The organism is Arthrobacter sp. AL12 (assembly GCF_029960645.1).
GTDB lineage: Bacteria > Actinomycetota > Actinomycetes > Actinomycetales > Micrococcaceae > Arthrobacter.
This window is the reverse complement of the sequence record NZ_JASBQY010000010.1, coordinates 82,382-103,541: the sequence shown is the minus strand read 5'-3', so window position 1 is coordinate 103,541 and position 21,160 is coordinate 82,382. Positions and strand designations below refer to the sequence as shown.

Here is a 21,160-nt window from a genome sequence, read left to right as displayed (position 1 = left end):
CATGAGCTCAACCACTCTCGACCCCTCCCGCCGGGGCGCACACGCCGGCACCGGCGGCGCCCCGGCCGGCGGGATGTCCGGCACCAGCACCGGCCCGGGCCCCAGCTTTTTCCGGGTGCTGAACTCCGAATTCATCAAGTTCCGCACGCTCCTGTCCACCCTGATCCTGCTGGGCTGCACCGTCCTGGTCGTGGTGGGCTTCGGTGCCCTCTCCGCCTGGGGAACGGGACAGTTCTCCGAGGCCGCGGCCACGGATCCGCAAGCTGCCGCCGCCTTCGCCGCCCAGGGCGGGGACCTCGCCGTCGGCGTCCCCACCTCCGGCATCGCCTTCGCCCAGCTGATCCTGGGCTCGCTCGGGGTGCTGCTGATGAGCTCCGAGTTCACCACAGGCATGGCCCGCTCCACCTTCGCGGCCGTCCCCAAGCGGATCCCGGCGTACGCCGCGAAGCTCCTCGTGGTCATGGTGACGGCATTCGTCCTCACCGCCGCGTCCGTGTATCTGGCCGGCCTGGTGTCGCTGCCGATCCTGGACAACTACAACCTCAACCTGGACCTCGCCAGCTCGCAGTCGGTGAAGATGCTGCTTGTCAACAGCCTCTACGTCGCCGCCGTGGCTGCCATCGGCATGGCGCTGGGCTCGCTGATCCGCAATTCCGCCGGCGGCATCATGAGCCTCGTCGGATTGTTCTTCGTGGCGCCGATCGCCTTCCAGCTGATCCCGGGCGACTTCTTCGTCGAGGCCCGCAAGTACCTGCCCGGAAACACGGTCGAACCGATGACAGCCGTGCAGCACGTCCCGGACACGCTGGAGGCCTGGCAGGCCGCGATGGTGCTGGGCGCCTGGGTCGTCATCCCGGTGGTCCTGGCCGCCGTGTTGCTGAAAAAGCGGGACGTCTAGGCCCCCGGCCCACCGTCTAGGCTCAGACCATGATCGATGCAGTTCCCGTGAAGGACGCGCCGGCCGGCCAGGCTGACGCGTCCTTCGCTGAAATCACCGCCCCCCGCCGGGGGCGCCTCCGGCGCTACCTGTTCCAGCACCCGCGGGCCATGGACGCCGTGGTCGTCGCGTGCTACCTGCTGCTGGCGACCCCCGCCGCGGCGGAGGCGGTGCGCGACGGAGTGTGGCCAGCCGCCGCGCTGCTCGTGCTGTCCGCGGCGGCGCTGGTGTTCCGGCGGAGCCACCCCGTCCGGGTGGTGGCCGTCGTCGCCGTGCTCGAGCTGGGCGTGACCCTGCTCCACCCGTGGGGGTCCAACGTCTCCGCCGGACTGTGGTTCGCGCTCTACGCCGTGGCGGCGGCACGCAGCCGCCGGGTCGCCCTGGTGTGCCTGGCAGCGGCGACTGCACCGCTGGTGTTCGTGTACTTCCTGCTGGCAGTCGGTCCGCTCGACGGGCGGCTGCCGGACATGGGCGTGAATACGCCGGCGAACTTCCAGCTGATCACCAGCATCGCCGCCGTCGTGAGCATCAGCCTCTCCACCGTGATCGCCACCGGGCTCGGCGTCTCCGTCCGGCAGCGGCGCGAGCACGAGCACGAGATCGCAGCCTGGGCCGCGAGGGCCGCGCAGCTCGGGTCGGTCACCGAACGCAACCGCATCGCCCGCGAAATGCACGACGTCGTGGCGCATTCGCTCACGGTGATGGTCAGCCTTGCGGACGGGGCCGCCGTCGTCGTCAAGAAGGACCCGGGCCGGGCTGCGGAGGTCCTCGGGGAACTCTCCCGCACCGGCCGCACCGCCCTGGCGGACATGCGGCGCGTCCTGGGCGTGCTGCGCGACGACTCGGCCCCGGTACAGGCTCCGCGCGAACCGCTCGCGGGCGGGGACAATCTGGGCAATCTCCTGGAGGGCTTCCGCACTGCGGGGCTCCCGGTGCACTACACGCACACCGGCCCATCGCTCCCGGACAACGCCGCGTTCCAGCTGACCGTGTACCGGATCGTGCAGGAATCCCTGACGAATGTGCTGCGCTACGGCCGATCGCTGGGCCGGGTGGATGTGGCCTTGGCCCGGAACGGGCCCACGGTCACCATCGACGTCGTCGACGACGGCAAGGGCACCGTCGACGCCGGCGGCTCGGCGGCGGCTGCGCGGCAATCCCCCGGATCCGTGGGGACGGGCAGGGGCCTCGCCGGAATGCTGGAACGCGCACGAATCTACGCAGGCACCGTGGAGGCAGGGCCGATCCAGGAGCGCGGCTGGCGCGTCCACGCCGTGCTGCACTGGAACGGCGACAACGGAAGTAAGGGCACATGAGTCAAGGGGAACCGATGAGCGACACCGGACCGATCCGCATCCTGCTGGTGGATGACCAGCCGCTCCTGAGGATGGGCTTCCGCCTGATCCTGGAGGGCGAGGACGACCTGGGGATAGTGGGCGAGGCCTCCGACGGCGCCGAAGCGATCCGCCAGGTCCGCGAACTCGCGCCCGACGTGGTGCTGATGGATGTGCGGATGCCGGTGCTGGACGGGATCGAGGCCACCCGGGCCATCACCAAGTCGGGGGCCCACGCCAAGGTCATCATCCTCACCACCTTTGACCTGGACGAATACGCGTTCGCCGGACTCCAGGCCGGGGCTTCGGCGTTCCTGCTCAAGGACGTCGCGCCGGCCGAACTGATCAGCGCCGTCCGGGTTGTGGCGAGCGGTGACGCCGTGGTGGCGCCGCGCATCACCCGGCGGCTGCTCGAAACGTATGTCCGGGGCAACGGGAACCGCGATGGCAACGGCCCGGCCGGCGGCGGCGCTCCCGGTCAGGAGGCGTCCGGCACTCCCGCGGGGGTCCGCCCGGCCCGGGATCCGCTGCTGGAGGACCTCACCCCGCGCGAAACCGAGATGCTCGGGGCGATGGCCGAGGGGCTGTCCAATGCCGAGATCGCGCACCGGTACTTCCTGTCCGAAGCCACCGTCAAGACCCACGTGCGCCGGATCCTCACCAAGCTCCATCTGCGCGACCGGGTCCAGGCCGTGGTGTACGCATACGAGACCGGTCTGGTGGTGCCGAGCAACCCGGACTACTGAGCCCGGCCAGCCGCTGGCCGGCCGGGGAGTCCGAAGCAGTGGTTTCAGGCACATTTCCGAATTGCCCGTGAGGCAACTTCCTTTGCTTTATAGGCCGCTTTGCTGGATTTATGCCCGGAACGGCCACGCGTCATTTGTGGGATTGCACAGAACAGGCGCTTCCCCGCCCGGTCTAGGGTGAAACGTCAATGTGGTCCGCCGCACAAGTTTTCATGATTTACCCGCGGACCCGCACAATCCACGAAGGACGGCGCTTCATGCAGGCTGACCAGCAACTCTCCAAATCACTGAAACCCCGGCATCTGTCCATGATCGCCATCGCGGGCGTGATCGGTGCCGGCCTGTTTGTCGGCTCCGGCGCGGCGATCCAGCAGGCCGGCCCCGGCATCCTGGTCGCCTACGCGGCGGCAGGACTCGTGGTCATCTTGGTCATGCGGATGCTGGGGGAAATGGCCGCAGCCAACCCGGAAACCGGATCCTTCTCAACCTACGCTGACAAGGCCCTCGGCCGCTGGGCAGGGTTCAGCATCGGCTGGCTCTACGCCTGGTTCTGGATCATTGTGCTCGGCATCGAGGCCACGGCGGGGGCGGCAATCATGCACCGCTGGGTGCCAGGGATCGACCAGTGGATCTGGGCGCTGCTGCTGATGGTGCTGCTGACCCTGACCAACCTGAGCTCGGTGAAGTCCTTTGGCGAGTTCGAGTTCTGGTTCGCCTCCATCAAGGTCGCGGCGATCGTGCTGTTCCTGCTTTTCGGCGTCGCTGCAATCCTCGGCCTCATCCCGGGCCTTCCGGCCCCAGGGGTAAGCAACCTGCTGGAAAACGGCGGCTTTATGCCCAACGGGCCGGGCGCCGTGCTGGCCGGCATCCTCGTGGTCGTGTTTTCCTTTTTCGGTGCCGAAATCGCCACCATTGCCGCCGGTGAATCCGAAAACCCCGTCGATGCGGTCAAGAAGGCCGTGAAGTCCACCGTCTGGCGCATCCTCGTCTTCTACATCGGCTCCATCGCGATCGTGGTCACGCTCCTGCCCTGGAACTCCGCGTCCGTGGCCAAGAGCCCGTACGTTGCCGTGATCGAGCTTTACGGAATTCCCGGCGCCGGCACCATCATGGACATCGCGGTGCTGACCTCCGTGCTGTCCTGCCTCAACTCCGGCCTGTACACCGCCAGCCGGATGCTGTTCTCGCTCTCCCGCCGCGGCGACGCGCCGCGGTCCTGGATGCGGATCTCCAAGCGCGGCGTTCCCGCCGCCGCCGTCCTGGCCTCCACCGTGGTCGGCTTCATCACCGTCGGGCTGAACTACATCGCCCCGGACACCGTGTTCCTGTTCCTGGTCAACACCTCAGGCGCCATCGCCCTGTTTGTCTGGCTCGTGATCGCCGGCTCGCAGCTGATCCTGCGCCGCCGGATGGGCGCCGCGGCCAAGGACCTCCAGTTGAAGATGTGGCTGTTTCCCTACCTGACCTGGGTCGCCATCATCAGCATCGTGGCGCTGCTGGTCGGCATGGTGGTCCTGGATACCACCCGCGAGTCGCTGCTGCTCTCCCTGGCTCTCGCCGCCGTCGTGGTCGGTATCGGCCTCTGGCGCTACCGCAAGAACGGCGGGAAGCCCGCGGCAATCGGCGACGGCGGCTCCGCGGCTGACTCCGCGACCGGGGCGCCCGCGGAAGAGGCCACTGTAGGTGCCGGCCCGGCGTCGTAGCTCGCTCCCCGGGTCTCGGTCCTTCCGCACCACGGGACATGCCCAGCTCTGCCGCGCTGCAGTGGACATAATGGCATCATGCCCATTCGGCGCGGCCAGGGGAGGGCATGTCCGCCGGGCCGGGTGGAGCATGTCCAGCTCTGGTCCGGCGGGGAGGGCATGTCCGCCGGGCCGGGTGGAGCATGCCCAGCCTTGGGCGCCCGCGGGGTGCATGTCCCGGCCAGCCTGCACCCGGGCCGCTACCGCGCAAGCCACAGCGGGTTCACAAAGCGGACCTAGCCCGGGCATAGTGCCCCGGGCTTCCATGGACACATGACCTTTTCCCGGCGGCCACCGCATGAACCGCACCCCAACCACGACCGCGGCCTGGAGTTCGATCTCTCCACCCTGACGAGCCGCCGTTCGCTGGGCATGTTCCTCGGTGCCGGCACGGCCGCCGCCCTGGCAGCCTGCACCCCAGGCGGCTCGGCAACGGGTGCCGCCTCCGCCACCGCCTCGGCGGGGTCGACGCCGGCATCGTCCGGAACCGCCGCGGCCACCGGCACACCCTCCGCCTCAGCCTCAGCCTCAGCCTCCGTTCGCCGACCCTGACCCGCGCGATCGCCGAATGCGGCGTCGAAATCCCGGAGGAAACCGCCGGTCCCTATCCCGGCGACAGCTCCACGGCCCCAACGTCCTGGCGGCCTGGGTGTGGTCCGGCAGAATATCACCTTCAGCTTCGGCACCTCCAGCACGCGGGCCGGCGGCGTGCCGCTCACCGTCACGCTGACCCTGCTCGACAACGCCAGCGGCTGCGTCCCGCTGGCAGGGGCCGCCGGTCCCGCCTGGCACTGCGACAAGGACGGCAAGTACTCCATGTACGACGCCGGACTCAAGAACGAAAACTACCTCCGCGGCGTCCAGCAGGCCGACGCCAGCGGCCAGGTCACCTTCCAGACCACCTTTCCCGGGCCTACAGCGGCCGCTGGCCGCACATCCACTTCGAAGTCTTCGAGTCGATGGACAATGCGACGGCGGCCGGGCAGGTCCTCGCCGTGTCCCAGATCGCCCTGACGGACGCCGCCTGCAGGGAGGTCTACGCCTCGGCAGGCTACGAATCCAGCGCCCGGAACTTCCCCCGGACCAACCGACGTCGGACAACGTCTTCGGCGACGACGGCGGCATCTACCAGCTCGCCACGATGTCCGGATCGGTGTCCGGCGGGTACACGGCGGGCCTCAACGTCACCGTGTAGCAACCCGTCCGCCCCACGGCACGGCGCTAGACTCGGAGCCATGCCTTCAGAGCCCAACGCCGCAGCCCACATCCAGGACCTCGGCGCGTACGTCACCGAGTCGCCGTCGAGCTTCCATGCCGTCCACGAGGCCGCCCGGCGGCTGGACCGTGCAGGGTTCACCGCCCTCGACGAGCTGCAGTCTTGGCCCGGGACCGCCGGGACGGGGAAGTTCTACGTGGTCCGCGACGGGGCGATCATCGCCTGGGTGACACCGGAAACCGCCGGTCCCACGACCGGCTTTAATATCCTGGGCGCCCACACCGATTCGCCGTCGTTCAAGCTCAAGCCCAGGCCCACCACCGGCAAGTTCGGCTGGCTGCAGGCCGGCGTCGAGGTCTATGGCGGCCCGTTGCTCAACTCCTGGCTGGACCGCGAACTGCAGCTCGCCGGGCGCCTGGTGATGCGGGACGGCACCCAGCACCTCACCGCCACCGGGCCGCTGCTGCGTTTCCCGCAGCTGGCCATCCACCTGGACCGCGCCGTGAACGACGGACTGGCCCTGGACAAGCAGCAGCACATGAACCCGGTCTACGGCCTCGGCGACCCGGCCGGCGAGGACCTGCTGGGACTGCTGGCGGACCGGGTTGCCGGCGCGGACGTGGACGCTGCTCTGATCGGCGGCTACGACGTCGTCATCGCGGACACCCAGGCCCCTGCCGTGTTCGGCGCGAAGGGCGAGTTCTTCGCCTCCGGCCGGCTGGATAACCTGTCGGCCACCCATGCCGGGCTCACCGCGCTGATCGCCCACTCCGCCGCGCCGCTGCCGGCCGGGGCGCCGATTGCAGTGCTGGCCGCGTTCGACCACGAGGAAATCGGCTCCGCCTCCCGGTCCGGCGCGAGCGGGCCCATCCTCGAGGACGTGCTGGTGCGTATCTCCGATGGCCTGGGCGCCTCGGCGAGCCAGCGGCGGCAGGCCTTCGCGGCATCGTTCTGTGTGTCCGCCGACGCCGGGCATGCCGTCCACCCCAATTACGCCGAACGGCACGATCCTGCCAACCGGCCGGCCCTGAACGGCGGTCCGCTGCTGAAGATCAACGCCAACCAGCGCTACGCCACGGACGCCCCCGGCGCTGCCCTTTGGGCGCGGCTCTGCGCGGACGCCGGCATCCCGTACCAGGAATTCGTCTCCAACAACGTGATGCCCTGCGGCTCCACGATCGGACCGCTGACCGCCACCCGCCTCGGCATCCGGACGGTCGACGTCGGCGTGCCCCTGCTCTCGATGCACTCGGCCCGTGAACTCTGCGGCGTGGAGGACCCCTACCGGCTCGCGAAGGTGACGGAACTGTTCTTCCAAACGTCCGCGTAGACGATCAGAACGCCAGGCTGATCACGAGGCTGATCGTCGTGGCCAGGATGACGGTGCCAAAGAGATAGGACAGCAGGCTGTGCTTGAGCGCTTCGGCCCGGATGCCGTGGTTCTGCAGGGCCGTGTCGGAGACCTGGTATGTCATGCCGAGGCTGGTGGCGAGGTAGGCGAAGTCGGTGTACTGCGGGGGCCGTTCCTGGTTGAAATCGATGCCGCCCACCGCCGCCCCCGCTTTCCCGCCCGTGCCGTAGTAGAGCTCGGCGTACCGCAGCGTGAACAGCGTCTGCACCAGCATCCAGGACAGGGCCACCGACGCCAGGGCCAGGAGCCCGCCGCCAAAGCGTGACCCGCCGCCGCTGGCATGGGAATCGACGACGACGGCGGCCACCGCGCCGAGGCTGGCGACGTTGGCCGCCAGGATCAGCAGGTCGGTGATGCTGCGGGACGGATCCTCCACAGTGGCATGTGCCCGGGTCTCGGCAGGGCTGAAGCGGCCGACCGCCACCCAGACCCACGCGACGTAGGTCAGTGAGGCGCTGCCCCAGCCCACAGCGGGGGCCTCCACCCACTGCCCTGCAAGTCCGGTCGCTGCGGCCGCGAGCACACCGGCGAGTAGCATGACCGCCAGGCGCAGCCGGCTGCGGCGGACCGGCCGCGCGTCGCCGCGGATCGGGGAACCCTTCTTCATCCCCCGATTTTGGCACAGGGTTGTCCACCTGGGGGCCGGCATCGCTTCCCGGGCCCTGCCGGCCGTGCCTACGCTGGGCAGGCTGGGAATCGCGGAATCGGCCGCCGATGCACTAAGCTATTGAAGTCTGTGCTGCGCCCTGCCCCCGTTCCTGGGGGCGATGCGGGCACATGGCACCGCAAATGAACCTCCTGTTACGGAAATGCCGTAACCGCTTAGCCCAAAGGAGGTGGGTTCACATATGCGTCCTTACGAATTGATGGTAATCATCGACCCCGAGGTCGAAGAGCGTACCGTTGAGCCAACGCTTCAGAAGTTCCTGAACGTCATCACAACCGATGGTGGAACCATCGAGAAGGTTGACATCTGGGGCCGTCGTCGCCTGGCTTACGAAATCCAGAAGAAGACTGAAGGTATCTACGCCGTGGTGAACTTCACCGCTGAGCCGGCTACCGCCAAAGAACTTGACCGCCAGCTGAGCCTCAATGAGACCATCATGCGCACCAAGATCACCCGCCCCGAAGTACAGAAGGTCGTTGCTGAGTAATATCAGCTCCCGGTTTTCACTCTTCACCCCGCAGGAACGCATAAGGAGGCAGTAGATGGCAGGCGAAACCACTATTACGGTCATCGGTAATCTCACCAGTGACCCCGAACTGAGGTTCACACCGTCAGGTTCGGCAGTAGCGAACTTCACCATCGCTTCTACTCCCCGCACCTTCGACCGCCAGTCCAATGAGTGGAAGGACGGGGAAACCCTGTTCCTCCGCGCATCGGTATGGCGCGAAGCCGCCGAAAACGTCGCCGAATCCCTGACCAAGGGCATGCGCGTGATCGTTAACGGCCGGCTGAAGAGCCGTTCCTACGAAACCAAAGAAGGCGAGAAGCGCACCGTTATCGAGCTTGAGGTCGATGAAATCGGCCCCAGCCTGCGCTACGCCAACGCCAAGGTCAACCGCACCCAGCGCTCCGGCGGTGGGGGTGCCGGCAACGGCGCCCAGGGCGGCTTCGGCAGCGGCGGCGGCAACAGCGGCGGCGGCTTCGGTGGCGGCTCTGGTGGAAACCAGGGCGGCGGCAACTCGGGCGGAACCTGGGGCGGCAACCAGCCCGCACAGCAGCAGGATGACCCCTGGGCCACGCCCGGTGTCAGCAATGCAGGCGGCGGCTGGGGCAACGGCCCGGATTCCGAACCTCCCTTCTAAACAACATCTAAGGTTCGACGACGCAAGCCGCCGGAACGCCGCAAGGCGGACGGGCGTTGACCGGCGTCGGATCACCACCATCCCGTGGATCAATATCCACGGGCTCCATCGAATAGGAGCTCCACGATGGCTAAGGCTGAACTCCGTAAGCCCAAACCAAAGTCCAACCCCTTGAAGGCCGCTGACATCACTGTCATCGACTACAAGGACGTAGCATTGCTGCGCAAGTTCATCTCCGACCGCGGAAAGATCCGCGCCCGTCGCGTCACCGGCGTCACGGTGCAGGAACAGCGCAAGATCGCCCAGGCAATCAAGAACGCCCGCGAAGTTGCTCTGCTGCCCTACTCCGGCGCTGGCCGCGGCTAAGGAAGGGATTAACTAACATGGCAAAGCTCATTCTGACCCACGAAGTAACCGGTCTCGGTGCTGCAGGCGATGTTGTTGAGGTCAAGGACGGTTACGCACGTAACTACCTGCTGCCCCGCAACTTCGCCCTGACCTGGTCCAAGGGTGGCGAGAAGCAGGTTGAGTCCATCAAGACTGCCCGTGCCGCCCGCGAGCACGCTTCCCTGGAAGACGCTCAGAAGCAGGCCGCTGCACTCTCCGCGAAGCCGGTCAAGCTCGTTGTCAAGGCAGGCGAGACCGGACGCCTGTTCGGCACCGTCAAGCAGGGCGACGTGGCCGACGCTGTTGAGGCCGCTGGCCTTGGCCGCATCGACAAGCGCAAGGTTGAACTGCCGACGCACATCAAGTCGGTTGGTTCCTACCAGGCCAACGTCCGTCTTCACGCTGACGTTGCCGCTGTGGTCGAACTCGACGTAGTCGCAGGCAAGTAGCCCTCACCGGCTGCGCAGTCCTGAACTGCTGGAAGGCCCCCGCCTTCGGATTCCCTTGCGGAACCGGACGCGGGGGCCTTCTGCTTTAACTCCAACGCGGGGTCAGCTACGGCCCAAGGTGGGCGGTGCCATCGACGCGATGTGACCCCGCGGTGGTTCAGTTGACCGGGCCTAGCGGTGGTGCAGGACCGTTGTCACATGCCGGTAGCCGTTCCGGATCAGCTCGGTGAGCACCGCCTCGTCGACGTCGTCGAGCTTGTTGACATAAACGCACCCGGCTCCGGTCTTGTGCTTCCCCAGCCGCGCCAGCAGCGCGGCCGACTCCGGCCCGTAGCTCAGCCCGTAGAGGGACAGGCTGGCCTTCCGGGGCGAGAAGCCGACGGCAGGCGCGTCTCCCTCCCGGCCGGTCGCGTACCTGTAGTGGTAGCGGCCGAAGCCGACGATCGTCGGCCCCCACATTTCTGCCGGCTGCCCGGTGGCCTCTGCCATAAGTTCCAGCAGCCGGAGCCCGTCCCGGTGCCGGACGGGATGCTCGACGGCGGCAAGGAACTCCTCGACCGACGCGCCGGTTGCCGTGGTCTTGTTGTCTGTCTTCGGTTGGGTCTTGTTCACAGCCATGCGGGAAGTCTCGCAGACCGCGGCGGCCTTGTCAGCCGCACCGGCGCCGGTGGTAACCTGCGGCAGTGACCCCATATACAGCACCCGCGCGCCTCCGCCCCTTCGCCCAGGTGGACGTTTTTTCGGCTGAGGCCTTCCGGGGCAACCCGCTGGCCGTTGTCCTGGACGCCGCGGGCCTCGCGGCGGAGGTAATGCAGCGGTTCGCCAACTGGACCAATCTCTCCGAGACCACCTTCCTGTTGCCCCCCACCGACCCCCGGGCGGACTACCGGGTCAGGATCTATACCGGCAGCGAAGAGTTCCCCTTTGCCGGCCACCCCACGCTCGGCTCGGCGCATGCCTGGCTTGAAGCCGGCGGTATCCCCCGGCAGGACGGGATGCTGGTCCAGGAGTGCGGGGCCGGGCTGGTCAGGGTAAGGCGCGACGGCGGCCGGCTGGCGTTCGCGGCCCCGCCACTGACCCGCTCGGGGCCGGTCGCCGAGACGGATCTGGCCCGCATCGCCGCTGGCCTCAGAATGCCGCGGGAGGCGCTGCTGGATGCGTCCTGGCTGGTCAACGGCCCTGATTGGATCGGTGTGCTGCTGGAGTCAGCCGAGCAAGTACTCGCTATCAGGCCTGACTTTGCAGCCATGGCGGGACTCAAAGTCGGCGTGATCGGCCCCCATGCCGCCGGATCAGAGGTCGGCTTCGAGGTGCGCACGTTCATCCCGGGCGACGCGGCGGCGGAGGACCCCGTCACCGGCAGCTTCAACGCCGGCGCGGCCCACTGGCTGATCCGCAGCGGCCGGGCCCCGGAGTCCTACGTCGCGGCGCAGGGAACGGCGCTGGGACGTGCCGGCCGGGTGCACATCGACGCCGCGGGCGGCGACATCTGGGTAGGCGGGAGTTCGGTGAGCTGTATTGAGGGGTTTGTCCTGCTCTGAGTGGCCTGCCCGCGGCCAATATGTCACGCCGGGGTTCGTTGCCCTGTCAGATCCGGTGGCCATTCCGTGGTTTTGGGGGCCACAAGTGATAGCACAACGGGGTGCCGGGAATATACGGCACGCACCCACTCTTGACTAGTTAGATGCAAACGCATATATGGGCGTTTGTGGCCTGACACAACTTGAGGAGCATCCCCGTGGAATCCCGCCGCATCACTGTTCTCTCCGCCGGACTCGGTGTCCCGTCGTCGAGCCGCCTGCTGGCGGACCAGCTGGCCGCCTCTGCGGAACACCACCTAGCCGCGGCCGGCTACGCCGCCGATATCCGGGTGCTGGAACTGCGCGACCTCGCCGTGGATATCGCCAACAACTTTGTGACCGGCTACGCCGCGCCGAGGCTCGCCGACGTGATCGCCGGAGTCGAGGCCTCGGATGGCATTATCGCCGTCAGCCCGGTCTTCAGCGCCTCCTACAGCGGCCTCTTCAAGTCCTTCATCGACGTCCTCGACCCCAAAGCCCTCGAGGGCAAGGCCGTCCTGCTCGGCGTCACCGCCGGAACCGACCGGCACCAGATGGTCCTGGACTTCGCCATGCGGCCCCTGTTCAGCTACCTCCGCACCCGGATCGCCAACACTGCCGTTTTTGCCGGACCGCAGGACTGGGGCAACAACGACGACGGCGGATCGCCCCTCTCGACGCGGATCGACCGGGCGGCGGGCGAGTTCGCCGCGCTGCTGCAGGGTGCCCAGCCGCAGCAGAAGCAGCCTGCCGCGGAGTCGCTGCCGTTCGAGGAGTTGCTTGCCGGCATTTCGGCCCGGCGCTGACGGCTCCAGCCGCGTTACGACAACCGCCGCCTGCCCAGGAAGAAGGAAGGCTGGCCCGGCGTGCTGTTCGACTTCCAGTTCCCCGGGGGCCGGGGTCAGTCCTCGAGGAGGGCGATGAATTCACGCGCCTGCTTGATGGAGATGTCCGAGTGCCGGGTGAGGGCCTCCGCCGCCGCCTCGGTTTCGCCGCTTCTGGCCAGGGTGCGGATCCTGCCATAGATCTCGTCGTTGAGCATGTTGCTGCTGACCTCGCGCGTGACATCGCCTTTGCTGGCGATCGCCCGGTAGCGGTAGGAAAAACGCTGCGGCGCGTCGTCGTCGTCATCCACGGGGCCCTGGTGGGGTGCCTCGGGCCGGAAGGGCTGCGGGTGGGCAGCCAGGGCCCCCACGGCATCCCGTGAGGCCCGCAGCCCCTCTCCGGTGGCCTCGAAGTACAGCTTGATGGCGGCCATGGCCTGCCCCTGGGCGATCAGCGCGTAAAGCCGGCGGTGTTGCTCATGGCTGAGTTTGGCGGAGGCGGTGCGTGCGAGTTCGACCGGATCGCGGCCCGTCTGGGGGGACGATTCCCGCCGCGGCTGCTTGTTGCGGCGGCCGAGGGCGCGGGCGCCGAGCAGCACACCGGCACCGACGAGCGCCAGAATTAGCAGGGGGATAAGCAGGGATTCCATGAAACTACAGCCGATCTACATATTTCTTGGCGGTCAAAAGATCTGAATGGGTCGTCTGGCGCAGCAGCCTGATGGCCTGAAGCTTCTTGCCGCTCCTTGCCATCGATTGGAGCTGCAGGGCGAACTGCGGGTTCAGTTGGCCGCCGGGGAGCACGTGCCCCTGATACCCGGGCTGCCCGGCGGCGGGCGCGGAGCCCACCTGGGCGAGCAACGCCCTGCGGGCGTGGTCGGCCTGCTGTGACTGCTGCTGTTCATTCTGGCTGGGACGGGTGACGGCGTCCACGCGCGCCCGGGCGGCGGTGGCGGCCTGGACCTGGGCCGCATAGTGGGCCTGGGAGCGGACGGCCAGCTCCTGCTGGTAGCGCTCCGCGTCGGACATGCCGAAATCGCGGGGTCTGAGGGCCGTGGCAAACGCCCAGAGGACTGCTGCCAGGATGAGGGCAGGCAGTATGACTAGCAGTACATCGCCCATGTGAAGAGCTTATGCCAGATCGCAGTTATCCACAGCACCTTCTGCGATCGGCATACCGTGCGTCGCCGGCGGCGTCAATCCCGGGCAATCCCGGTGAGGACCATCACCAAATGTGCATATTTCCGGCCTTGTGTGCCCTCACTTGATGCCGGCTATCCCCAGCCTCAGCTCGGCCGCTGTGGATGAACCTGGCAGGAAATTCTTTTGTGTCCACACGGTGATCCCTGTGTTTCCGCACGTCAGGAGCGTATTGCCGGGGCAAGAAACTTTCTATCCACAGCTGTTCCCACAGGCTGTGCACAAGCAGGGGGCAGTAGTGCACAGGTTATCCACAGGAGGTGCGGCCCGCCGGGTTGGTGCCTGACCCGGCGGGGGCTAACGTTGCTGGATATCGAGCCTTGGATACCGAAATCCGATGCTGGCCTTCCTTTCTGACCGGCCCTTCAGGCCTGGATCCCGCTGTGGAAAACCGGCAGTTCCGGGAGGCGGCCAAAATTGTCGGGGCCCGCTGATAGTTGTTAACCCGTCGGGCTTCGGCCGGGGTCGACGCCAGCGGGCACCAAGGCCCATGGCACTCGCGTCGCCCGGCGCACGGACATCCGCCGAGGCACACAATGGAGGACGGCAGTTTTGTCAGTTACGCATCTGGACTCAGTCGAGGGGACTCGGGGAGCCGAAGGCAGCCGCAAGCCGCCACAGGACATTCCTGCCGAGCAATCCGTGCTGGGCGGCATGATGCTGTCCAAGGACGCCATCGCCGACGTCGTCGAAATCCTGCGCGGCGTGGACTTCTACCGCCCGGCGCACGAGACGATCTACGAAGCCATCATCGACCTCTACGGCCGCGGCGAACCTGCCGACGCCGTCACCGTCTCGGATGAACTGACCAAGCGGGGCGAGATCAACAGGATCGGCGGCCCGGCCTACCTGCACGAGCTGATCCAGACTGTTCCCACCGCCGCCAATGCCGGCTACTACGCCGAAATCGTGGGCGAACGCGCGGTCTTGCGCCGGCTGGTCAACGCCGGCACCAAGATCGTCCAGCTCGGCTACGGCCAGGACGGCGAGGTCGAAGACCTGGTAAACCAGGCGCAGGCCGAGATCTATGCGGTGGCGGAGCGCCGCACCGCCGAGGACTACGTTGTCCTCAAGGACGTGATGGAGTCCACCGTGGACGAGATCGAAGCGTCCGGCCACCGCGAGGAGGGGATGACCGGCGTTCCCACCGGCTTCTACGAACTCGATGAGCTCACGCACGGCCTGCACCCCGGCCAGATGATCGTCATCGCTGCCCGCCCCGCCGTCGGCAAGTCGACCTTTGCGCTGGACTTCGCCCGCTCCGCGGCCATCAAGAACAACCTCGCCACCGTGATGTTCTCCCTGGAGATGGGGCGGAACGAGATCGCCATGCGTTTGCTGTCCGCGGAGGCCACGATCGGCCTTCAGGACCTGCGCAAGGGCACGATCAAGGACGAGCAGTGGTCCAAGATTGCCACCACCATGGGCCGGATGAACGACGCCCCGCTCTTCATCGACGACAGCCCCAACATGTCGCTGATGGAAATCCGGGCCAAATGCCGGCGCCTGAAGCAGCAGCATGATCTCAAGCTCGTCATCCTGGACTACCTGCAGCTGATGAGCTCGGGCAAGAAAGTGGAGTCGCGCCAGCAGGAAGTCTCCGAGTTTTCCCGGGCCCTGAAGCTGCTGGCCAAGGAACTCCAGGTACCCGTCATTGCGCTGTCGCAGCTGAACCGTGGCTCCGAGCAGCGCCAGGACAAGCGGCCGATGGTCTCTGATCTTCGTGAGTCCGGTTCCATTGAGCAGGATGCCGACATGGTCATCCTGCTGCACCGTGAAGACGTCTACGACAAGGAATCACCGCGCGCCGGTGAAGCCGACATCCTCATTGCCAAGCACCGTAACGGCCCTACCAAGGACATTGTGGTCGCTTTCCAGGGCCACTACTCGCGGTTCGCCAATATGGCCGCCGACGCCGGGGGCGGCGGCTTCTAGCGGTTACTTCCCGCCGGCCCGGAGCAGGTGGTTGGGCAGCCGGTTCCCCGGCGCCCGGCCACGGATCTCCAGCAGCTCGCGGGCATGCGCGTGCAGCCGCTTGTCCTCCTCGGACACGGGCACCCACTGCGGGACCGGGACGGACGTGCCGTTCTCGTCACGTGCCACCATTACGGTCAGGCAGTAGGTGGTGAGCTGCAGTTCGCGTCCCTTGGGGTCTCCCGAGCGGACGTGGACCGCGATGTGCATGCCCTTGGTCCCGGTGTAGACGAGCCGGGCCTCGACCTCCACCAGGTGGCCAATCAGCAGCGGCCGGTAAAAGCGCACGCCGCCGGAGAAGACGGCCACAGTGTCCATTCCGCAGTACCGCGAGGCGCAGACGTAGGCCGCTTCGTCGATCCATTTCATGACGATGCCGCCGTGCACCTTGCCTCCCCAGTTCACATCCGTGGGGGCTGCCATAAAGCGGAGGACCACGTTCTCGGCGGTTCCGGCGCCGGTATATACCTGTCCGCTCATCGCCTGGACGATGTCCTCACGGACCTTGATCCGCGCCAGGGCATGGTCGCGCTGTTCGATTTCCTCCTGGGTTGTCGGCTCAAACTGCGGCACCGGGACAGGCTTGCCGTCTGCGCCGACGGCCACGAAGATGACCATGCACTGGCTGCGCATCGTGGCCGGGCCGCCCCTCGGGTCGCCCGAGGACACCACGGTGCGGATGTGCATGGAGGACCGGCCCGTATAGACAATGGTTGCCTCGACTTCGACCATGTCCCCGCTGTTGACGGGGTCCGCGAAGTGGATGTTCCCCACGTAGGCCGTCACACAGTAGGACTTGGACCAGCCGACCGCGGCCGCATAGGCGGCCTTGTCCACCCACTCAAGCACAGTGCCGGCGTCGACCGATCCGCTGTGGCCGACGTCGGTGGGCGCGGCGAGGAAGCGCAGGGTCACGGCATTGGCGGCAGTCTCACTCATGAAAGTGAGTGTACCGACGGGCCGGCAAAGCGTCGCGGGCGAGGACACAAACGCTGTCCGGGGCGCCTTGCAGGGCACGACGGCGGGCGGCCACCGGGTGGTGGCCGCCCGACGGACTCGCCGCCTGGCGCGGGGACTTCCTTAGGCCAGGACGCTGAGCCTGGAGCCGGTGCGGCCGAAGAGGGCCTTGTCCACGGAGACCTTGCCGGCGCCGACGAGGGCCACGGCCAGGGCTGCGGCAGCCAGGATCAGCACCAGTTCGTAGCCGCCGGTGGCGGCAAAGATTCCCGCCGGGGTATGGACCAGGAACAGGGCACCGAGCATATTCACTGCGAGCAGGGCGGCGAACACGCGGGTGAGCACGCCGAGAATCAGGGCGATGCCGCCGACGAGCTCCAGCGTGGCGACGACGGGGGCGACTAGGTTGGCGGCCGGAACGCCCATCTGTGCGAAGGCAGCCTGGGTGCCGGCAATGGTGAATTCAGTGAATTTCTGCCAGCCGTGGGCGGTGAAGAGGAATCCGGTGATGATGCGCAGGATGGTGCGGGCCGTGGTGGTGAGGGCGGGCTGGTTCACGGGGATGCCGTTCTGACGGCGGGAGTGGCGGGTGAAGTCCGCGAAGAATTTTAGTTTAAGCTTCAACTTATAGTCTTCCGGTGCTTAGTTGAAAAGTCAACTAATGCGAAGCCGTGCGACGCCGTCCCTGCCGCTAGGGTGGTTCCGTGCCCGCCTCCACCCCGACTCCCGCCACCCTGCCGTCCGTCGCGGGCCGGAGGCGGGAGATCCTGCGCCTGGCGGTCCCGGCCTTCGGTGCGCTCATCGCCGAACCGCTGTTTCTCCTTGCGGATGCTGCAATCGTCGGCCACCTCGGCGTGGCCCAGCTCGCCGGCGTCGGACTGGCATCCGCGGTGCTGCATACCGTGGTGGGCCTCATGGTGTTCCTGGCCTACTCCACCACTCCAGCCGTGGCGCGGGCGATCGGCAACGGTCAGCTGCCCAGGGCCCTGGCGGCCGGGCGGGACGGCGCCTGGCTGGCCCTGCTGCTCGGAATCGTCCTCGCCGCCGCCGGGTTCCTCGCCGCCGAACCGCTCCTGGACCTGATGGGCGCCACCGGCGACGTGCGGACATTCGCCGTGGACTACCTGCGCTGGTCGATGCCCGGGCTGGTCGCGATGCTGCTCATCTTTGCCGGCACCGGCGTGCTCCGGGGCCTGCAGGACACCCGCACACCGCTGCTCGTCGCCGCCGCCGGTTTCACGTTGAACGTCGGACTGAACCTGATCCTGGTCTACGGGCTGCAGTTGTCCGTCACCGGCTCCGCCATCGGCACCAGCATCGCCCAATGGGCCATGGCCCTGGTCTACGTGGTCATGGTCCAGCGCAATGCCCGCAACCACGGGGTGTCCCTGCTGCCCGATTGGCGCGGCATCCGGGCCCTGACCAAAGTGGGCTCGTGGCTGATGCTGCGGACGCTCAGCCTGCGCATCGCGATCCTCGCGACGGTAGTAGTGGGCACGGCCCAGGGGCCGGTCAACCTCGCCGCCCACCAACTCGCCATGACCGTCTTCACCTTCCTGGCCTTCGCCCTCGATGCCCTTGCCATTGCCGCGCAGGCTCTCATCGGCAAGGAACTCGGCGCATCCCGCCCCGCCGCGGCGCGCGGGCTCACCGGAACCATGGTCCGCTGGGGCCTCGGTTTCGGGGCACTCGCCGGGATCCTGCTCGCCATCGCGGCACCCTGGGCCGGCCTGCTCTTCACGTCTGACGCCGAGGTCCGGGCGGCGCTCACGCTGGCGCTGTGGGTGCTCGCGGCCGGGCAGCCACTGGCCGGCTATGTCTTTGTCCTCGACGGCGTGCTGATCGGCGCGGGGGACGCGAAGTACCTGGCGCTGGCCGGTGTCGTGAATCTCGCCGTCTATCTGCCGCTGCTGCTCGCCGTCCGGCAGTCCGGGGCGGACGGCGGCGCGGGCCTGCTCTGGCTGTGGGCGGCGTTCTCGCTGGGCTACATGGCCGCGAGGGCTGTGACACTGGGCCTCCGCGCGCGGACGGACCGGTGGATGGTACTCGGCCCCCGCTGAGTCCACCCGCCCGGCCTTACCTGCCTGACCCCCGGCCCGCGCGCCGGACCCCCGGCCCCGCCCGCGGTCTCCGCGGCATACCGGCACGCGCCGGTGCGGCTTCGCACTAAACTAATCAGGTGACTCTCCCCGCAAACCCTGACGCCTCCACTGCCCAGCCCGCCACGGCGGACCTCTGGAAGCCCGTGCTGGTCCGGGCCGCCGTCGCGCTAGGGTTCGGTGCTGTGACGGTGTTCTGGGCCGCGCCCTCCACCGAGGTCATGGGCTGGGCCGGCGGTGTCTACCTGCTGGCCACGGGTGTGGTGCTGCTCTGGAGCGCGAACAAGACCGGGCTCCGCGCCGGGTCCGGGTCCAGCAAGGTCCTGTCAGCCGCCGGCGCCGTGCTGACCGGAACCGGGGCCGCGGTCGGGCTCATGTCCGGCAACCTGCTTTTCGGGGTCCTGGCCGCACTGGGTCTGGGCCTGGCCGGCGCAGCAGAGCTCTATCTCGGTATCACCAACCGCGGCCGGTCCGTGCTGGCCCGCGACTGGATCGCCTCCGGCGTCGTCGGAGTGGGCACCGCCGGTCTGCTGCCGTTCTTCATTGACCTTGGTCCGCATGCCCTGCTCGGGGTCGCCGGCGGCGGTGCCATTATCAGCGGTGTCCTCTGGATGCTGGCCGGGCTGACCCTGCGGCACGATGCGCGGGCCGATTCCGCGAAGGCCGTAAACTAGTACCGACAGGTTCTACCTTGCGTAGAACGCTCGCGGCATCACAACTGCCACGCCTGGCGGCGTCGGCTGCAGGAGGAAAGCACCTTGGCACAGCAGAAATCTGGAGAACCGCGCAACCTGCGCACCTCGGTCAAGGGACCGCTCATGTTCTCCGCCTTCTGGGCAGTGCTGGCCTTCGTTGCCACCCTCATTTTCGCGTCCGGCGGCAGCGCCAAGACCCCGCGCTTTGACCTGGCCTTCACTGCCGCCGGCATTGCCTTCATTGTGATCCTGGTGGTGCTTGCCATGCTTTCGATGGGCCACAAGCCCAACGATGAACAGCTCGGCAAGGGGTCCGGCATCAACCTCAGCTCCCGCCACAGCGGCCACGGCGGCCACCCGACGCAGGCCCGCCCGGACGCCGGCACCCCGGACGCCGGCCCCCGTGCGTCGGGCGACGACGTCCGCTGAGTCCGCGAACGCCGTCCTGCCCGCGGGGCGCCCTGTTCCGGCGCCCCGTCGAATATTCCTACTTGGTCCAGGAAATCGGATTCTTCAGGTAAGGGTTGTCGCTGTAGTTGGCGTAAATGTACTTTGTGTCGGTGTACTCGACGGTCGTGACCTCATCGCCGGCCGGCGCCAGAAACACCTGGCAGGACACCATGGTGCTGCCGACCACCAGACTCAGGGAGTCCCCGGTGCCCGTGGTGGCGAAGCGGGTGCTGGCGCATTGGTCGAAGGCGCCGAAGACGATGAGTGACTGCGCGTCCGGGCCGTCTTTGAGCTGGGCGGTGACCCTGGGCTCGCTGATGCCGAGGGATACCCTGCTGAGGCTGTCCATCCGGTGGCTGACCGAGACGAAATAGGGCGTCTGCCCGGCGAACTTCGCGGCGTCCTTGAACTTGGCGAAGTCCTCCGTGGTTCCCGCGACGACTCCCGTCAGCGTTGAGGTGAAGACCGCTTCCGTGTACTTCGGGTCCGCCTTGTCCTTGCCCGTATTCGTGTGTGTGACGGCAGGCTCTCCGGCCTTGAGCTTGGTTCCCGGCGCGGTGAGAGTACTGTTCACGGGCACCGCCGCCGCCGCTGCGGTCGACGCTGCCGTGCTGGGCGTGGCGCTGGCGCTGGCGCTGGCACTGCTGGCGGCAGGGGTCGCGGCCTCGGGGGTGTTGGTGGTCGCGGGCGCGGATCCGCCCCCGCCGCAGGCGACCAGCCCCACTGCCAAAAATCCGGTGATCCCCAGTGTTGCCGTGACGTTTTTGAGCGAGGGGCGCTGTGCCATGTGTGCTCAGCACGCCGCTTTCCGGGCCCGATAGGCCGCCACGTGCGCGCGGTTCGCGCAGTTCCCGGTGTCGCAGTAGCGCTTGGAGCGGTTCCGGCTGAGATCGAGCACGACGGCGTCGCAGTCCTCGGCGGCGCACACGAGCATGCGGTCCATCTCCTTGCTGCGGATGACGTCGACCAGGGCCATCGCGGCTTCCGTGCTCATCCGGTCCGCCAGCGGCGCGTCCGGGGTTGTGGCGTGCAGGTGCCAGTCCCATTGATCGTGCTTGACGAGCTGGGGGAGCGCGCGCGCCTCCCGCAGCAGCCGGTTCACGGTGTCCACGGCGGCGGATTCGCCAGCGAGCCAGAGGGCGGCAAGCTCCCCGCGGAGGCGTTTCACTCCGGCCAGCTCGGCTGCGTCCCGGGTCCGCGAACCGGTGAATCCCTCGGCTTCCAGAAAACGATCCAGGTCTCCGGTCGTGGACAGGTGCTCATCCCCGTTGGCTGCCGAGTTGATCAGGTTAACCACGGACCGCAGGGCCACCTCTGTGTCAGGGGCAAAAACCATCTTGACTCCTTACGTCGGCGTGGCGTACTGTCATG

General features: G+C 67.6%; 23 protein-coding genes and 1 pseudogene. 16 read left to right on the top strand and 8 right to left on the bottom strand.

Features of this window, described 5'->3' with window-relative positions:
• The first annotated feature begins 1 nt into the window (after window position 1).
• The 6 genes and pseudogenes from QK291_RS12540 to QK291_RS12515 all read left to right on the top strand — a co-directional run bounded on the left by QK291_RS12540 (window position 2) and on the right by QK291_RS12515 (window position 7,305).
• On the top strand, window positions 2-898 hold the full coding sequence (locus QK291_RS12540) for an ABC transporter permease (RefSeq protein WP_282382311.1): 897 nt from the start codon (window positions 2-4) through the stop codon (window positions 896-898).
• A 29-nt stretch (window positions 899-927) separates the two neighbouring features.
• Window positions 928-2,253 carry a histidine kinase gene (locus QK291_RS12535; RefSeq protein WP_282382310.1) on the top strand — a complete coding sequence of 442 codons (1,326 nt, stop codon included), beginning with the start codon at window positions 928-930 and terminating at the stop codon, window positions 2,251-2,253.
• Between the two features lie 14 nt (window positions 2,254-2,267).
• Window positions 2,268-3,017 (top strand): response regulator transcription factor, encoded by a 750-nt coding sequence (locus QK291_RS12530; RefSeq protein ID WP_282382309.1) that lies wholly within the window; start codon window positions 2,268-2,270, stop codon window positions 3,015-3,017.
• A 257-nt stretch (window positions 3,018-3,274) separates the two neighbouring features.
• A complete protein-coding gene (locus QK291_RS12525; protein WP_282382307.1) occupies window positions 3,275-4,720 on the top strand; it encodes an amino acid permease in 1,446 nt (481 codons plus the stop codon).
• 312 nt (window positions 4,721-5,032) lie between these two features.
• Window positions 5,033-5,954 (top strand): annotated as a pseudogene (locus QK291_RS12520) (3,4-dioxygenase subunit beta).
• Window positions 5,955-5,994: 40 nt separating this feature from the next.
• Window positions 5,995-7,305 (top strand): M18 family aminopeptidase, encoded by a 1,311-nt coding sequence (locus QK291_RS12515; protein WP_282382305.1) that lies wholly within the window; start codon window positions 5,995-5,997, stop codon window positions 7,303-7,305.
• Between the two features lie 4 nt (window positions 7,306-7,309).
• Here the strand turns inward: QK291_RS12515 and QK291_RS12510 are convergent, their stop codons facing one another.
• On the bottom strand, window positions 7,310-7,993 hold the full coding sequence (locus QK291_RS12510) for a DUF1345 domain-containing protein (RefSeq protein WP_282382303.1): 684 nt from the start codon (window positions 7,991-7,993) through the stop codon (window positions 7,310-7,312).
• Between the two features lie 241 nt (window positions 7,994-8,234).
• Here QK291_RS12510 and rpsF point away from each other — a divergent pair, with 241 nt between their 5' ends.
• From rpsF to rplI, 4 genes are all read left to right on the top strand, one after another.
• Window positions 8,235-8,540 carry a 30S ribosomal protein S6 gene (gene rpsF, locus QK291_RS12505; protein ID WP_069950073.1) on the top strand — a complete coding sequence of 102 codons (306 nt, stop codon included), beginning with the start codon at window positions 8,235-8,237 and terminating at the stop codon, window positions 8,538-8,540.
• Window positions 8,541-8,595: 55 nt separating this feature from the next.
• Complete coding sequence (locus QK291_RS12500; protein ID WP_282382296.1) at window positions 8,596-9,195, top strand: single-stranded DNA-binding protein; 600 nt, start codon at window positions 8,596-8,598, stop codon at window positions 9,193-9,195.
• A 126-nt stretch (window positions 9,196-9,321) separates the two neighbouring features.
• A complete protein-coding gene (rpsR, locus tag QK291_RS12495) occupies window positions 9,322-9,561 on the top strand; it encodes a 30S ribosomal protein S18 (RefSeq protein WP_003800144.1) in 240 nt (79 codons plus the stop codon).
• A 17-nt stretch (window positions 9,562-9,578) separates the two neighbouring features.
• Window positions 9,579-10,031: a 50S ribosomal protein L9 gene (gene rplI, locus QK291_RS12490; RefSeq protein WP_282382294.1), complete on the top strand. Its 453-nt coding sequence runs from the start codon at window positions 9,579-9,581 to the stop codon at window positions 10,029-10,031.
• A 171-nt stretch (window positions 10,032-10,202) separates the two neighbouring features.
• Here the strand turns inward: rplI and QK291_RS12485 are convergent, their stop codons facing one another.
• Complete coding sequence (locus QK291_RS12485) at window positions 10,203-10,649, bottom strand: DUF1801 domain-containing protein (protein ID WP_282382292.1); 447 nt, start codon at window positions 10,647-10,649, stop codon at window positions 10,203-10,205.
• A gap of 65 nt (window positions 10,650-10,714) precedes the next feature.
• Here QK291_RS12485 and QK291_RS12480 point away from each other — a divergent pair, with 65 nt between their 5' ends.
• Window positions 10,715-11,572, top strand: coding sequence for a PhzF family phenazine biosynthesis protein (locus QK291_RS12480; RefSeq protein WP_282382290.1), 858 nt, complete (start codon window positions 10,715-10,717; stop codon window positions 11,570-11,572).
• Between the two features lie 197 nt (window positions 11,573-11,769).
• Window positions 11,770-12,396, top strand: a complete 627-nt coding sequence (locus tag QK291_RS12475) for an FMN reductase (RefSeq protein WP_282382288.1) — start codon at window positions 11,770-11,772, stop codon at window positions 12,394-12,396.
• 95 nt (window positions 12,397-12,491) lie between these two features.
• Here QK291_RS12475 and QK291_RS12470 read toward each other — a convergent pair whose 3' ends face one another.
• Window positions 12,492-13,064, bottom strand: a complete 573-nt coding sequence (locus QK291_RS12470; protein WP_282382287.1) for a hypothetical protein — start codon at window positions 13,062-13,064, stop codon at window positions 12,492-12,494.
• Between the two features lie 4 nt (window positions 13,065-13,068).
• Entirely contained in the window at window positions 13,069-13,536 is a 468-nt protein-coding gene (locus tag QK291_RS12465; protein WP_282382286.1) for a hypothetical protein, read from the bottom strand.
• A gap of 630 nt (window positions 13,537-14,166) precedes the next feature.
• Here QK291_RS12465 and dnaB point away from each other — a divergent pair.
• A complete protein-coding gene (dnaB, locus tag QK291_RS12460) occupies window positions 14,167-15,549 on the top strand; it encodes a replicative DNA helicase (RefSeq protein ID WP_024367946.1) in 1,383 nt (460 codons plus the stop codon).
• 3 nt (window positions 15,550-15,552) lie between these two features.
• On the opposite strand, the gene QK291_RS12455 is transcribed toward dnaB, so the two are convergent.
• Both QK291_RS12455 and QK291_RS12450 read right to left on the bottom strand, forming a co-directional pair.
• On the bottom strand, window positions 15,553-16,527 hold the full coding sequence (locus QK291_RS12455) for an acyl-CoA thioesterase (protein WP_282382284.1): 975 nt from the start codon (window positions 16,525-16,527) through the stop codon (window positions 15,553-15,555).
• A gap of 141 nt (window positions 16,528-16,668) precedes the next feature.
• Window positions 16,669-17,103, bottom strand: coding sequence for a DoxX family protein (locus QK291_RS12450; RefSeq protein WP_282382358.1), 435 nt, complete (start codon window positions 17,101-17,103; stop codon window positions 16,669-16,671).
• Between the two features lie 146 nt (window positions 17,104-17,249).
• On the opposite strand from QK291_RS12450, the gene QK291_RS12445 reads away from it, so the two are divergent.
• From QK291_RS12445 to QK291_RS12435, 3 genes are all read left to right on the top strand, one after another.
• Window positions 17,250-18,605, top strand: a complete 1,356-nt coding sequence (locus tag QK291_RS12445) for an MATE family efflux transporter (RefSeq protein WP_282382283.1) — start codon at window positions 17,250-17,252, stop codon at window positions 18,603-18,605.
• 119 nt (window positions 18,606-18,724) lie between these two features.
• Complete coding sequence (locus QK291_RS12440) at window positions 18,725-19,318, top strand: hypothetical protein (protein WP_282382282.1); 594 nt, start codon at window positions 18,725-18,727, stop codon at window positions 19,316-19,318.
• Between the two features lie 84 nt (window positions 19,319-19,402).
• Window positions 19,403-19,768 (top strand): hypothetical protein, encoded by a 366-nt coding sequence (locus QK291_RS12435; protein ID WP_282382281.1) that lies wholly within the window; start codon window positions 19,403-19,405, stop codon window positions 19,766-19,768.
• A gap of 58 nt (window positions 19,769-19,826) precedes the next feature.
• Here the strand turns inward: QK291_RS12435 and QK291_RS12430 are convergent, their stop codons facing one another.
• The gene (locus tag QK291_RS12430) at window positions 19,827-20,576 is read right to left on the bottom strand and encodes a hypothetical protein (RefSeq protein ID WP_282382280.1); all 750 of its coding nucleotides are present in this window, start codon (window positions 20,574-20,576) and stop codon (window positions 19,827-19,829) included.
• A 6-nt stretch (window positions 20,577-20,582) separates the two neighbouring features.
• On the bottom strand, window positions 20,583-21,125 hold the full coding sequence (locus QK291_RS12425) for a CGNR zinc finger domain-containing protein (RefSeq protein ID WP_282382277.1): 543 nt from the start codon (window positions 21,123-21,125) through the stop codon (window positions 20,583-20,585).
• Between the last annotated feature and the right edge of the window lie 35 nt (window positions 21,126-21,160).